Genomic DNA, 14,322 nt, shown 5'->3' with positions numbered 1-14,322 from the left:
CTCGACCAGCGCCGGTGGTGGTCTCGGACGGGCGCGGAGAAGTGCGCTCAGGCGTCAGACGCTGCGCAGGACCGAGACCACCGTGCCGAGGATGATCGCGTTGTCGCCCGGGATGGGGTGGTAGGCCCGGTTGCGGGGTTCCAGAACCACGTGGCCGTTGCGGCGTTGGTAGACCTTCACGGTGGCTTCCTCGTCGATCATCGCCGCGACGATCTGGCCGGAGTGGGCTTCGGTCTGCTGGCGCACCACGACGATGTCGCCGTCGCAGATCGCGGCGTCGGTCATCGAGTCGCCTCGTACTCGCAGGGCGAACAGCGTGCCTCGGCCGGTGAGTTCGCGCGACAGGGTGAGGGTGTCGTCCACGTGCTCCTCGACGGTGATGGGCGCACCGGCGGCGATGTGGCCCACCACCGGGACGGTCACCGAGTCGCGGGACGAGCGGTGCGCGCCGGTGTCGGGCAGGAACGCGCGGACGTCCATCGGGCGCGAGACCGAATCACCGCGTCGCAGGAATCCCTTGTCCTCCAACGCCGCCAGGTGCTTCGACACCGCCGACGTGGAGCGCAGGCCGACCGCGTCGCCGATCTGCCGGGTGCTCGGCGCGTACCCGTGCCGGACCACCCAATCCCGGATCGCCGCCAGGATCTGCTGTCGGCGCGGCGGCAGGGCCGAGGCGTCGAGGTCGGCGAACACGTCGTCGTAGGCGGTCACGAGCGGAATGGTAGAGAGCGCGGGTGGGCGCGCCCCGTTCCGGGTACTGGAGTGGGTGGATCCGGTGGGCGTTTCGCCGATTCGAGTGGTGACCCGATGTGTGGTGAATAAGGTGGGACCGGTCCGGCCGGACCGGTTCGACGCTCAGCGGAAAACTCTCAGGGGTACTGGATGGAATCGAGCTCGCCCAAGGTGACGGTGGTCGTCCCGACCTACGACGAACGGGACAACCTGCCGGTCCTGGTCGACCTCCTGGCCGGTGTGGACCTGCCGGACCTGCACGTTCTCGTGGTCGACGACAATTCTCCGGACGGCACCGGCGCGGTGGCCGACGACCTCGCCGCGAACGGGCCGGTGCCGCTGTCCGTCCTGCACCGCACCGAGAAGGACGGCCTCGGGCGCGCCTACGTCGCCGGAATGCTGAAGGCGCTGGACGACGGCGCGGACGTCGTGGTGCAGATGGACGCCGACCTCTCGCACCCCGTGAGCGTCATCTCGACCATGGTGAAGGCGCTCGCCGACACGGACGCGGCGGTGGTGATCGGTTCCCGCTACGTCGAGGGCGGCTCGGTGGCGGGTGAGTGGGAGTGGCACCGCAAAGCGTTGTCGGCGTGGGCGAACACCTACGTCAACACGATCCTGCGGCTGGGCGTCAAGGACGCCACGGCCGGGTTCAAGGCGTGGCACGCCGCGACCCTCCGGAAGATCGACATCGGTTCGATCCAGAGCAACGGGTACGCGTTCCAGGTGGAGATGAACTACCGGGTCACGCAGCGCGGGATGCGGATCAGGGAGGTGCCGATCCGGTTCGAGGAACGCGCCGAGGGCACGTCGAAGATGAGCTTCGCGGTGCAGTTGGAGTCGGCCCGGATGCCGTGGAAGCTCCGGTTCGGGCGTAAGCGGTAGCCGGACGTCCAGGCGCGTCCACTCGGTTGCCGCCGCACACGATCGAGACGTGCGCGGTGGCGTCGGCGACGTGGACCTGATGGCGCGCGAGGCCCTCCACGTCCTGGCGAAGGAGGGGGTCCGCACCACTCTGGAGAGGTTGTCCGACCTGCCTATCGTGGGGGACGTGCGCGGCGCGGAATTCTTCTACGCTGTGGAATCGGTGAAGGACAAGCGGGCGGAGGGGAGCTTCACCGCGACCTGGGGGTTCTTGTAGCGAGGGGTTGCGGCCTGTGCGCGGTATTCGCGTGCCGTAATGCCGATCGGGCGTTCTGTGAATCTCGGTGGTACGGACTCTGTGTTTCCTATTGGCGTGAAACGCCTGGTAGGTGGGTCGTACCGCCGATTTGTCATGCGTGCCGGCAGGTGCCGAAAAGATTTGAAGTACTCCTTGCACGATTGGCGTAATCGGCTACTATCGAAAATATGGTTAAAGGGTTTAACGATAGTGCCGGTGTGGTCGGCCTGCACTTCGTCGGCCCCTACGGCGACGGGGGCCTGTGCCACCGGCTCGCCGCCCAGCTCGAAGCCGCCCGCCCGTGGGCGCACCGCCGCCCGCCGCACTCGGCCACGTGACCGAAACCCCGAGGAGAAGCATGAGCACGCCCAGCACGACCGGACCGAGCGTGAACCCCCTGTTCCCCGGTCCTCAGTGGACTTCCTTCCGGTTCATCGACAGCGACGTGATGGACAGCCAGTTCAAACACCAGCTCGGCCTCGCGCTGTACGGCATGTCCGACATCGGCGAGTGCCTGGAAGCGTTGCGCACCATCGGCGTCGACGACGAGGAGAGCTGGCTGCGCGCGTGGACCGCCCGCGCCGAGGTGCTCCAGCAACGTGCCGAGCTGGCCGAGGAGGAAGGTCGTTCGATCAGCGCGGCCAGCGCCTACCTGAGGGCGTCGTCCTACTGGCGGGCCGGGCTGATGCACTTCAGCTTCCCCGAGGACCCGCGCGTCAAGGCCAACGCGCTCGCCGGCTACCACTGCTACGACCGCTACCTCGCGCTGTCCGACTACCCCGGCGAGTACGTCGAGATCCCGTACGAGGACAGCTTCCTGCCGTCCTACCTGTACCGCAGCCCGCACGCGCGGGGCCCCGCGCCGGTGCTGATCTTCTTCCAGGGCCGGGACGCCTGGCCGGAGGACACCCGCTGGGTCTACGACGGCGCGATGCGGCGCGGCTACCACTGCCTCACCGTCCAGTGCCCCGGCCAGGGCATGGCGCTGCGGGTCAACGGCCTGACGTTCCGCCACGACTGGGAGAAGGTCGTCACGCCCGTCGTGGACGTCGTCGTGGGGCTCGACGGTGTCGACCCGGACCGGGTCGGGCTGATGGGGGCCAGCTTCGGCGGCTACCTCGCGCCGCGCGCCGCCGCGTTCGAGAAGCGGATCAAGCTCCTCGTGGCCAACCCCGGCTACCTCGCGTGGGGCCCGACGATCCGGGCGTCGCTGCCCGATTCGCTCAACGCCGCGTGGGAGGCCGGCCCGGACGCCTTCAACGCCGCCGTGGCGGCGGTGGGCGAGCACTCGGCGCTGGTCGAGTGGTACGTCCGCGATTCGAGCTGGAAGCACGGCGTGAGCACGCCCTACGAGCTGTTCGCCGAGCTGGACGCGTGCGACCTGACCGAGGTGGCCGGGCGGATCGAGTGCGAGACGCTGGTCATGGACGGCACCGAGGAGGCGTACTCCCCGGGCCAGGCCGAGCAGCTCTACGACGCGCTGACGTGCCCCAAGACGTTCCTGGTCTTCGACGAGTCGACGACCGCGCAACTGCACTGCCAGGCGGGCGGCGAGGCCACCGCCGCCGAGTTCACCCTGGACTGGCTCGACGGCCGGCTCTGACCGGAACCCCCTTTTTCCCACCCTTTTCCGTCAGGAGAGACGATGACGCGCGCCCTGGACCGCTTCCGCGAGGCCGCGCCTTGAGCGGCGCGGTGGAGCTCGCCCCGGCCGAACCCGTGCCGGGCGTGCGGTTGCGCGACACCCTGCGCCACGGCGGGTGGGCGATCTGCCTGCTCGCCGTGCCGCTGGTGGTGATGGAGCAGTTGAGCCGCGAGGCCACCAACACCCTGGCCCCGGACATCCGGGACGCCTTCGGGATCTCCGACGCGCTGCTGGTGGCGCTGGCCGGGTTCGCCGGTGTGGCGCTCACCCTCGGCGGGCTGCCGATGGCGTGGCTGGCGGACCGGGTGCGGCGCAAGCACCTGGTGGTGATCTCGGCGTCGGTGGGGGCGCTGTCGCTGGTGGGGGCGGGCCTGGCGCAGAACACCTGGCAGCTCTTCCTGGCCTACGCGCTCACCGGGTTGGCCGCCTCCTACTCCAACCCGGTGTTCGGGTCGCTGATCTCCGACGCCTACCCGGTGGGCGGGCGGGGCCGGGTCTTCTCGTTGCAGGCCATGGCCACCCCGCTCGGCCAGGCCATCGGGCCGGTGCTGGCGGGCGCGATCGCCGGCGTCGCGGGCGACGGGGACCAGGCGTGGCGGTGGGCCTACCTCGCGCTCGCCGCGCCGTACGCGCTGCTGGCCGTGGCGGCGGGGGTGTTCCTGGACGAGCCCGAGCGGGGGCGCGCGGACCGGCTCGGACCGTCCGGGCGGGACGCGGCACCGGTCGGCACGATCACCGCGTTCCGCCGGATGATGAAGGTGCGCACGTTTTTGTTCATGTGCCTGGGGATCGGCGTGCTGGGCCTGGCGCTGTTCACCGTGCCGGTGCAGATGTCGATCCTGCTCGGCGACGAGTACGGGTTCGACGCGTTCACCCGCGGCCTGATCTTCTCGCTGGCCCAGATCCCGGTGGTCGCCGCGATGGTCGTCGGTGGGCAGCGGTTCGACCGCACCTTCCGGCGGCGGCCGGAGCGGACCGTGCACGTCGCGGGCGCGGCGATCCTGGCCTTCGGCGCGTTCATCGTGGTCGGCGTGTGGTCCCAGCCGATCGCGCTGCTGCTGGTCTGCTACGTGCTGGCCTCGGTGTGCGCGGGCGTCGCGCTGGTGGCGGTGAGCCCGCTGGTCGCCTCGGTCACGCCGTTCGTGCTGCGCGCCCAGGCCTTCGCGCTGCTGCCGGTGTTCACGTTCCTGATGGGCGGGTTCTTCGGCTCGGTCTTCGCGGGCGTGATCTCCGGCTCCTACGGGCCGCGCCTCGCGCTCACCGGCGCGGTCGCCGTCTCGGCGTTCGTCGCCGGGTACCTGTTCCTGCGCGCGGGCCGCCACCTCGTCCACGACATCGCCGAGGCGGCGGGCACGTCGTCGTGACCACCGGGGGAGGTGCCCGCGACCCGGCCGGGTCGGTGGCGACGGGGCGCGGGGCTGTCGTCGCCCCGCACGGGCGCGGCGTCAGCGTGTGCGGCTGGGGCCGAAATCCCGGTCGGCTTGGGCGAGGATCGCGTTGTCGAGCTCGGCGCTGTCCAGCAGGGCGAGGGCCTCGCCGGCGTCGCCGAGCACCTCGGTGAACCGGCGCACCAGCAGGGCTTCCACCCTGCGCAACGCCTCCGCGCCGTGGTCGGTGATGGAGAACAGGACCCCGCGCCCGTCCTCCGCCGTGCCGCTGCGCCGGATGAAGCCGGACTTCACCATGCCGTTGGTCAGGGCGGAGATCGCGGGCCGGGTGACGGCGGCGTACCGGGCGAGCTCGTACGCGCGCTGGTGCCCCCTGGCCGCGCTGCTCAGAGCCCGGTACTGGGCCAGCGTGAGACCGCCGTCCTCGCACACCTGCTGGGCGATCCGGGCCAGCCGGATGACCGTGCGGATCGCGTCGAGCAACCCGGTGTCCGAACTCGTGCCCACGTCGACCTCCTCGCGCGGTCCCACCGGCCGCGTCGCGCTCCACCGCAGGCCGGGAGGGCGAGCCTAGTGCGTCGCCGCGCCACCCCGGTGCACGGTCGAGCGCCGGGGTCCGGGAAGGTGGGTGGGGCCCGCTCCCGGGAGTGGGTGCAACGTTCCGGGTCGGGTCGACGATGTGAGACGCGAGCGGTGGTCGCCCCGGTCGACCGCCCGGCGGGGAGGCGTTGATGGGGCGGGCGGGCAACGTGCGGGCCGGAGCGGCCACGGAGGTCGGCCGGGTCCGGTCGTCCAACGAGGACAGCCTCTTCGCGGGGTCCTCGGTATTCGCGGTCTCCGACGGGATGGGCGGGCACGCCGCGGGCGAGGTGGCCAGCGCCATGGCGGTCGAGCACCTGCGGGTGCTGGACGGGCGCGCGGACCTGCACCCCGACGACCTCCGCGAGGCGCTGGCCGAGGCGAACCGGGCCATCCGCGCGGCCGGCCGGGAGCACCCCGAGCAGGCCGGCATGGGTGCCACGGCCACCGGGCTGGGGCTCGTGCGGATCGCCGGGTCGCCGCACTGGGTGGTGTTCAACCTCGGCGACTCGCGGGTCTACCGGTACGCCGACGGCGTGCTGGCGCGGTTGACGGCGGACCACTCCGAGGCCGCCGAGATGGTGGCCTCCGGGGCGTTGACCGAGGAGGAGGCCCGGTACTCGCGGTTCCAGAACGTGATCACCCGGGCGTTGGGCGTGCACGCGTCGATTGAGCCCGACCAGTGGGTCTTCCCGGCGGTCGCGGGCGAGCGGTTCGTGCTGTGCTCGGACGGGCTGACCGGCGAGCTGGAGGACGCCGAGATCGCGGCGGTCCTGCGGGACGTGGCCGATCCGGACCGCGCGGCCGGCGAGCTGGTGCGGCGGGCGGTCGACGCCGGGGGCCGGGACAACGTCACCGTGGTGGTCGTGGACCACGGGCCGGGGGGTGCCGACCCCGGTGACACGGTGCCACGGGCCGCGCCGTGACCCTGTACACGCCGGGTGCGTCCGTCGCCGTCGTGGCCGAGGGGACCTGGTTGCTCATCGGGGCCGCGCCGGGGTCCGACGTGGTGCGCCGGTGCTGGGAGCTCGTGCGCGACGGGGCCGGGTTGGACGACGTGCTGAACGTGATCGTGCACGGGGGTTCCCGGGCGGTGGGGAGTGTCGCGCTGGTCCGCTACACCCCGGCTGAGCGGCGGGTCGTGCTGCGCGGCGACGCGGTGGTCGGACTGGTCGGGTTGGACGGGGTGCTGCTCGAACTGCGGGCCGACGGGGTGGCCACGTGGGTGGACACCGGGCTGCCGGAGTCGGCCGTGGAGCTCCGGCTGACCTCCGCGTCGGGTGGCAGCGCGGAGCTGCCGCTGGAACGCGGGGTGGTGCTCGCGTCGCGGCTGGTGGTGCGGTTGGTCGCGGCTCCGGAGGTGGGGCGGGTGACCGAGGTGGTGCCCGCGCCGGGGCTGACCGAGGTGCTGCCGGTGCCGGGGCCGGTGCCCGGGGCGACGCCGGGAGCGGTGCCGTTGCCGCCGCAGGGGTTCACCCCGTCGACGCCGGCGTTCGCGCCGGTGCCGGACGCGCCGGCGGCCGAACCGGTCGGGCCTCGGGGTGCCGGACCCACGCCGCCGCCGGACGTCCCCCAGCTCATCACGCCGCGACCGGCCGGGTCACCGCCGGTCGTGGTCCGGTCGAGTGCGCCCCCGGTCGGCGTGGCCGGGACGAGCGGGGCGTCGACCGCGGTGGTCCCGCCGTCGGACGTCCCGCCCCGCGTGGACGAGACCGTGGTGCGCCGTGGCCACTCGCCGGACGACACCCGGCACGTCGTCACCGGCGGCCCGCCGAGGGTCCGGGCCGTCGCCTGCCCCGCGCGGCACCTCAACCCCGAGCACGCCATCGCCTGCCGGGTGTGCGGCCAGGGCTTCCCGCCGCAGGACGCGTTCATCGTGCCGCGCCCGCCGCTGGGCGTCCTGCGGCTGTCCACCGGTGAGCTGATCACGTTGGACCGCAACGTGATCCTCGGCCGGGACCCCCAGGTCGCCGACCGCAGCCCCACCGCGCCGCACGCCATCCGCCTGGCCAACCAGGGCAACGACATCTCCCGCAACCACGTCGAGGTCCGCCTGGACGGCTGGGACGTCCTGGTCGTCGACCTCGGCTCGAAGAACGGCACCACCGTGATCGCGCCCGGCTGGTCGCCCCAGGAACTGGCCGGGCTCATCCCGGCCATCCTCACGCCCGGTTCGCGGGTGATGCTCGGCGAAGGCGCGTTCTTCACCTACGAGGTGCTCGGGTAACGCCCCCGGAGGTCCTCGGTTCCACCGACCGCCGGGAGGTCGGGCGCGCACCGCTCGTCCACAGTGGACGGATACCCGCCCGACGCGCCGGGCGCACAGCGGAGCGGCTGCCGACTCGGGTGAGTCGACAGCCGCCCCGTGGATCAGGTGGTGCCCAGATCAGCAGGTGCTCAGATCAGCAGGTGCCCAGGTCCTGCCACACGGCCCAGGAGTTCGGGTGACCCGGCTCCGCACCGGTGGAGTACCAGGTGGACTTCCACTTGTGACCGCTGTGCGACACCTCGTCGTTCGGCACGTAGGGCGACGAAGCGCTCCACGCCGGGATGCCGTCGCAGCCACCCGGACCGCCGCCGGCGGTCACCGTGAGGGTGTAGGTGGCGGTGTGCGTGCTGTCCGTGCCGGTGGCCGTCACCGTGATGGTGTACTGGCCCTCCGGCGTCGCCGAGGTCGTGGCGATCGTCAGGGTCGACGTCTCACCGGACTCGATGGACAGCGGGTTGAACGTCGCCGTCGCACCCGTCGGCAGACCGGAAGCCGAGAAGTGCACCTTGTGCGGCGAACCGGCCGTCGTGGTGGTGCGGACGGTCGTGTCCACCGAGCTGCCCGCCTCGACGCTGCCGCTGGTCGGGTCGAGGACCACCGAGAAGTCGTTCGCCGGCGGCTCACCCCCGATCCGCAACTGGTAGGTCGCCGAGTGCGTGGCGTCCGCGCCGGTGCCCGTGACGGTCACCGCGTAGGTGCCGGCGGGCGTGGCCGAGGTGGTGGCGATCGTCAGCCTCGACGACTCGCCGGCCGCCAGGGTGGCCGGGTCGAAGCTCGCCGTCGCGCCGGCCGGGAGGCCGGACGCGCTGAGCGCGAGCTTCTGCGACTCACCCGACGTCACGGTGGTGCCGACCGTGGTGGTCAGCGTGCCGCCGGGGTTCGTCTCGCCGCTGGTGGGGTTCAGGGCGACGGCGAAGTCGTTCTCCGCCGGGGCGGTGCCCACCGTGAGGTTGTAGGTCACGGTGTGCGTGGTGGTGCCCTGGCCTCGGACGGTGAGCGGGTAGGTGCCCGCCGCCGTGCCGGACGCCACCGAGATGTTCAGCGTGGACGAACCACCCGAGGTGACCGACGCCGGGTTGAGCGTCGCGGTCACGCCGGTGGGCTGGCCGGTGACGGTGAGGGCGACCGAGTGCGGGTTGCCGGACACCGTCGTGGTGCGCACGGTCGACGTCGCGGAGCCGCCGGGGGCGACCGTCCCGGACGCCGAGCTCAGCTCCAGGCTGAAGTCGTTCTGCTGGATCGGGGTGCAGGTGGGCTCGCCGGACTGGGCCGGGACGCTGATCGCCTGCCACGCCGCCTTGACCGCGTTGTACTGCACGCAGGTCGGGTCGAGGGTCTTCGCGGCGTTGAGGGTGCCGACGCGGTACTTGAAGTGCGTCTGGGTCGACGTCTTCTGGAGCATCGCGTTGTAGAACACCCGGCCGGCCGCCTGGATGCCGATGCCGCGCACGGTGGAACCGTCGCAGGTCGGGCTGCTGGGCTTGCCGCCGCCGGGGTTGGAGCCCTCGGCGAGCAGGTAGAACCAGTGGTTCAGCGGACCGGCCGCGGCGTGCACCTCGGTGCCGGGGATGGCGCTGGACCAGCAGTTCGGGTGGCCGCTGACGGCCTGCGGGTTGTACATGTTGCGGATCGGGCCCTGGCCCACCAGGTTGACCGACTCGCCGACCAGGTAGTCCGGCGTGTCGAACGGTGCCGGCTCGTTGGCGTAGGACTCCACGAGAGCACCGAAGATGTCACCGGTGGCCTCGCCCAGCCCGGCCTCGCGACCCGCGCCGCCGGGGGTGTACTGGTCGAGCGCGTGGCCGTGCTCGTGGCCCACGACGTCCATCGACGCGATCCACTGCCGGGAGTTGTTCCGGCCGATCTCGATGTGCTGCCCGGTCCAGTAGGCGTTCACCTTGTCCAGACCGACCTTGACCGTGACGCCTCGGCCGTTGCCGTCGATGCCGTTGCGGCCCAGCCAGTTCTTCAGCATGTCCCACTGCTTCTGAGTGGACCACAGCACGTCGACGCAGCCGGTTTCCTTGCTGGTCGCCTGGCCGTTGCCGAAGGAGTTGGACGACTTGGTGAACGGCTGGTTGGTGGAGTAGTCCACACAGCGCAGGCCGGGTCGGGTGTCGTCCACCGTGCTGTTGTTGCTGGTGTCGATGTTGAGCGGGCTCGGGCCGTTCCACTCGCTCTGCCCGGTGCCCGCGTGGACGTCGTCCACCTGGTCCTCGACGACGCCGTTGTGGGCGTTGACGTAGACGTGCAGGCGGCTCGGCGCGCCGGCGCGGGTGCCGGAGACCAGCACCTCGTAGACCAGCTTGTCGTGCTCGCCGGCGAGGACGGACAGGGTGCCGCCCTCGACCTTGTCCACCGTGGACAACTGGGCGCGGGCGATGCTCTTCGCCCGCGCCGCGCTGATCTTCGCCCTGGTGTCCACCGCCAGGCCGCCTTCGTTCGCGGCGACGGTGTCCAGGACCTTCCCGGCCGCGTCGGTGGAGACGACCGCGTCGCCCCCGATGACCGGCAGGCCCTTGTAGGTCCGGTCGTAGGACACGTAGTACAGGTCCTTCTGACCGGGGATGCCGCCCTTCTGCACGGCACGGCGTTGGAATTGCTCATCAGGGCCCTTGGCCAGGGCGTCCAACCCGGACGCCGCGGCCTGGTCGGCCGCGGTCGTGGCCAGGGTGACCGGACTGGCCGGCGGCGTCGGCGCCGCTTGCGCGACGCTTGACGCGGCCTGGACCGACAGTGCGGCCAGGCACGCGGCCAGGTACACGCCGATACTGCGTTTCATGCCAGCTCCTCAGGCACACAGGGAATACCGAGGACTCGGACGACGAATGTCCTAGTCACGAGCGGCGACCTCGATAAAAACAAGTCCCTGTGTAACGCCCGGGAGGTGCACCATCGAGGATTAACCGTTGCCAGTAGCGTCGGCGTACCCGATATTGATCTGTTCGGGCCAATTGTCCAAGACCACTTCGGGGCGTGGTCATACCCCTTGATCTATGGCCTTTTGATATGCCCCCGGATGGTCGCGTCCGAATTGTCGAATGCGCTTCCCGGCCGGTCGGGCGGTGTCCGCTTTCGGATACTGTCCGTTTTCCGACGTGCCGGCCGGTGGGGAAACCGCAGGTCAGGGGACGGTGGTGGGGGTTCGTCCGGGTTCGTCCGGTGTGGACGCGCGGCACCGCCGCCACCAGGCCCGGTGCTCCGCCCGGGAGCCGGTGCGTGTGCTGTTTGCCGGACCGGCGGGTCGCGCCGTCCGGCTCGTTTCACGGCAGCGCGACCGGACGGGGTGATATCGCGGTCGGCGCTGGTTCCTGCATACCCGTCCGAGCCCGCCGGGGAAACACCCTCCGTGGCTCCGGTGGCGCGCACCCCCGTTCCGGCACGCCGCCGAGCCGCAATCCGGGGCGGCGGCGACCGCGCGTCGGCGGACCCGCGCCCGGCCCCGCCGTGAAGAATGGGCGGCGGGACATTGCGGGGACGGGCCGCGAACCGGCCGGAGCGCCGGACGAGAATCCGATCCGCCCCGAGATCAGCGCGCTTCCCTGGTGCGCCACAGCAGCAGGACGAAGTACGGCGTGCCCACCAGGGCGATGACCAGCCCGGCCGGCACCTGCGCCGGCGCGATCACGGTGCGCCCCACCGTGTCCGCGATGCTCACCAGCACCGCTCCGACGGCCGCCGCCACCGGCACCACCCGGGCGTGCCGCCCGCCGACCAGCGACCGCGCCAGGTGCGGCGCGACCAGTCCGACGAACGCCACCACGCCGATCGCCGACACCGCCGTGGCGGCCAGCACCCCGGCCGCCACCAGCACGGCCAGCCGGGACCGCTCCACCCGCAGGCCCAGCACGCGCGGCGTGTCGTCGTCCAGCACGTGCAGGTCGAGTTCCCGCTGTCGCAGCCACAACAACGGGGTCAGCGCGACCAGCGCCACCATCACGGGCACGACCTGGTCCAACGTCCGCCCGTAGGTGGACCCGGACATCCAGGTCAGCGCCTTGGCCGAGTTGAACGGGTCCGAGGTGACGATCAGCAGCGTGATCAGCGCCATCCCGCCGGACCACAGGGCGATACCGATGACCACCAGCCGGTCCGGGTCCAGCCCGGACCGCCAGGCCAGCCCGTAGACCAGCCCGAACGCCACCGCCGCGCCCAGCCCCGACGCGCCCGCGATCTGCCACGCCCCGGCCAGCGGCACGACCGTGATCAGCGTGATCGCCCCGACGCCCGCGCCGGCCGTGATGCCCAGCAGCCCGGGTTCGGCCAGCGGGTTCCGGCTCACCGACTGGATGCCGCACCCGGACACGGCCAGCGCCGCGCCCGCCGTCAGCGCCGCCAGCACCCTCGGGAACCGCTGGTCGAGCACGAAGGTCAGCGCCGTCCCGGTCCGCCCGGTGACCCAGTTGACCAGGTCTCCCAGCAGCACCAGGCGGTCACCGAGCAGCATCCCGGCCACCGGCGCGACCACGACCAGCACGGCCAGCACCCCGCAGACCACCGCCAGCCGCCCGCGCGACCCGGCCACGCCGACCCGCCCGGCGGGGGCCGCCCGACCCGCCCGACCGGACGCCGGCCTCCCGCGCCGGGCCAGCCAGACCAGCACCACCGCGCCCAGGACCGTCGTGGTGACACCGGTCGGCACGCGCAGCGCCTCGGCCGAACCGAGCGCCGCGCGCAGCAGCACGTCCGCGCCCACCACGAGCAGCACGCCGACCAGCCCGGACACCGGCAGCAGCACCCGGTGCCGACCGAGGCCGGGCGCGGCGGGGACGAGCAGCTTCACGATCACCGGCGCGCACAGCCCGACGAACCCGACCGGCCCGGCCACGGTGACGGCGGCGGCGGTCAGCGCCACGGTCAGCAGCACCGTGCCGATCCGCGTGCGCCGCACCCGCAGCCCGAGCACGGCGGCGTTGTCGTCGCCCAGCGCGAGGACGTCCAGCGACCGCCCCATGGCGATCAGCGCGACCACCGCGACCACCACCACGGGCGTCATCTGCGCGGTGGCGTCCAGGTCGGCCACCGTGAGCGACCCGCTGCCCCAGGCGAACAGGCCGGTCGTCTCCTGCTCGAACATCAGCAGCAGGAGGATGGTGAGGGACTGCAACGTCAACGCGACCGCCGACCCCACCAGCACCAGTCGCGGGCTGGTCGAGCCGCCGCCGGACAGGCCGAGCACGACCGCCGCCGCGCCGAGGCCGCCGGCGAACGCGGCACCGCCGGCGGGCAGCGCGGGCAGGCTCAGCCCGAACGCGGCGATCGCGACGACGGCGAGGTGCGCGCCCGCGTTGACCGCGAGCGTGTCCGGCGAGGCCAGCGGGTTGCGCGCCACGGACTGCATGCCCGCGCCCGCCACGCCGAGCGCGACGCCGAGCAGCAGCGCGGTGAGCAGGCGCGGCACGCGGGACCCGGCGAGCACCGCCCAGGTCTGCGGGTCGCCTTGCCCGGCGAACGCCCGGAGCACGTCGGCGACGTCGGTGGCGGACGTGCCCTGGGTGAGGTGCACGGCGGAGAGCACGACGAGGAGCGCCGCGATCCCCGCCGTCACGGCGGCGGTGCGGAGCACGTCAGGCGGTGACGGCCTTGACGAGCTGGTCCGCGATGTGGCCGACCGACTCCGGTCCGCCGAACGTCCAGCTACCGGGGGCCAGCTTGGTGATCTTCTTCGAGGTCACGAACGGCAGCCGCTGCCACACCGGGTTCTGCTCCAGGCCGGTGCTGAAGACGTCCTCCTCGGACGCGCTGTAGAACAGGACGGTCCTCGGGTCGGTCAGCGCGGTCAGGCCCTCGACGTCGGTCTGGCCCAGGCCCCACTGCGGGTCGACCTCGCCGGTCCACGCGTTCACCAGGCCGACCCGCTCGGCGATGTCGGAGACCAGCGAGCCCTTGCCGAACGGGCGGATGCTGACCGTGCTGCCCTCCAGCCAGCCGTCCGCCATGAAGAACGGCGTGCCGGTCGCGCCCTTGGCCTCGACGGCCTTCCTGCCCTCGGCCAGCCCGGCGTCCATGTCGGCGAGCAGCCCGTCGCCCTCGGCGGTCTTGCCGACGGCCTTGGCGATCAGCTTCACGTCCTCGCGCAACCGGTCGAAGTTCCGGCCGGCGTCGCTGGTCTTGGTCACCACGACCGGGACGTACTTCTCCAGTTGCGGCACCAGGGTCGACTCGCGCTCCTCGGCCATGACGACCAGGTCCGGGTCGAGCGCGACGATCGCGTCGACGCTCGGCTCGTTGCGCTTGCCGACGTCCTCGGTCGACTCGGCCAGCGTGACCACGGAGTCCCAGGTCTTGAAGCCCGCCGCGTCGGCCACGCCGACCGGCGGCACGCCCAGCGACACCAGGATCTCGGCCTCGGCCCACTCCAGCGCGACGACCTTGGTGGCGGGTGCCTTGAGCTCCACGGCCTTGCCCCGCGAGTCGGTCACCGTCACCGGGCCGCCGGCCGCGGCGGTCGCGCCGCCGGGCGGGGCCTCCTCCGTGGTGCCGCACGCGGTCAGCAGGATCGCGGCAGCCGCGATCAGGGCGGGGATGCGCATGTGCTCTTCTCCGT

General features: G+C 72.4%; 11 protein-coding genes. 6 read left to right on the top strand and 5 right to left on the bottom strand.

The genetic code is table 11. The features are described 5' to 3' along the window. Positions 1-54 precede the first annotated feature (54 nt). Complete coding sequence (lexA, locus tag AB0G01_RS11725) at positions 55-711, bottom strand: transcriptional repressor LexA (RefSeq protein ID WP_360942988.1); 657 nt, start codon at positions 709-711, stop codon at positions 55-57. Positions 712-882: 171 nt separating this feature from the next. Here lexA and AB0G01_RS11720 point away from each other — a divergent pair, with 171 nt between their 5' ends. From AB0G01_RS11720 to AB0G01_RS11705, 4 genes are all read left to right on the top strand, one after another. Continuing rightward, entirely contained in the window at positions 883-1,617 is a 735-nt protein-coding gene (locus AB0G01_RS11720) for a polyprenol monophosphomannose synthase (RefSeq protein ID WP_360942985.1), read from the top strand. A gap of 49 nt (positions 1,618-1,666) precedes the next feature. Further along, positions 1,667-1,873: a hypothetical protein gene (locus tag AB0G01_RS11715; RefSeq protein WP_360942982.1), complete on the top strand. Its 207-nt coding sequence runs from the start codon at positions 1,667-1,669 to the stop codon at positions 1,871-1,873. A gap of 379 nt (positions 1,874-2,252) precedes the next feature. After that, positions 2,253-3,497 (top strand): alpha/beta fold hydrolase, encoded by a 1,245-nt coding sequence (locus AB0G01_RS11710; protein WP_360942979.1) that lies wholly within the window; start codon positions 2,253-2,255, stop codon positions 3,495-3,497. An 80-nt stretch (positions 3,498-3,577) separates the two neighbouring features. Beyond that, positions 3,578-4,903: an MFS transporter gene (locus AB0G01_RS11705; RefSeq protein WP_360942976.1), complete on the top strand. Its 1,326-nt coding sequence runs from the start codon at positions 3,578-3,580 to the stop codon at positions 4,901-4,903. A gap of 81 nt (positions 4,904-4,984) precedes the next feature. On the opposite strand, the gene AB0G01_RS11700 is transcribed toward AB0G01_RS11705, so the two are convergent. Beyond that, on the bottom strand, positions 4,985-5,434 hold the full coding sequence (locus tag AB0G01_RS11700; RefSeq protein ID WP_360942973.1) for a MarR family transcriptional regulator: 450 nt from the start codon (positions 5,432-5,434) through the stop codon (positions 4,985-4,987). 224 nt (positions 5,435-5,658) lie between these two features. Here AB0G01_RS11700 and AB0G01_RS11695 point away from each other — a divergent pair, with 224 nt between their 5' ends. Together AB0G01_RS11695 and AB0G01_RS11690 are read left to right on the top strand one after the other, a co-directional pair. Further along, positions 5,659-6,432 (top strand): protein phosphatase 2C domain-containing protein, encoded by a 774-nt coding sequence (locus tag AB0G01_RS11695; RefSeq protein WP_360942971.1) that lies wholly within the window; start codon positions 5,659-5,661, stop codon positions 6,430-6,432. Then, positions 6,429-7,733, top strand: coding sequence for an FHA domain-containing protein (locus AB0G01_RS11690; RefSeq protein WP_360942968.1), 1,305 nt, complete (start codon positions 6,429-6,431; stop codon positions 7,731-7,733). The genes AB0G01_RS11695 and AB0G01_RS11690 overlap by 4 nt, the downstream gene beginning before the upstream one ends. Before the next feature lie 175 nt (positions 7,734-7,908). On the opposite strand, the gene AB0G01_RS11685 is transcribed toward AB0G01_RS11690, so the two are convergent. The 3 genes from AB0G01_RS11685 to AB0G01_RS11675 form a co-directional block, all read right to left on the bottom strand. Then, positions 7,909-10,557, bottom strand: a complete 2,649-nt coding sequence (locus AB0G01_RS11685) for a M4 family metallopeptidase (RefSeq protein WP_360942965.1) — start codon at positions 10,555-10,557, stop codon at positions 7,909-7,911. A 747-nt stretch (positions 10,558-11,304) separates the two neighbouring features. Further along, positions 11,305-13,341, bottom strand: a complete 2,037-nt coding sequence (locus AB0G01_RS11680) for an iron ABC transporter permease (RefSeq protein WP_360942962.1) — start codon at positions 13,339-13,341, stop codon at positions 11,305-11,307. Position 13,342: 1 nt separating this feature from the next. Continuing rightward, positions 13,343-14,308, bottom strand: a complete 966-nt coding sequence (locus AB0G01_RS11675; RefSeq protein ID WP_360942959.1) for an iron-siderophore ABC transporter substrate-binding protein — start codon at positions 14,306-14,308, stop codon at positions 13,343-13,345. Positions 14,309-14,322 lie beyond the last annotated feature (14 nt).

This window comes from Actinosynnema sp. NPDC023587 (genome assembly GCF_040640215.1).
In the GTDB taxonomy this organism is placed as follows: Bacteria; Actinomycetota; Actinomycetes; order Mycobacteriales; family Pseudonocardiaceae; genus Actinosynnema.
Note: the sequence above shows the minus strand (reverse complement) of the source record. Positions and strands in the feature narration are given on the sequence as shown.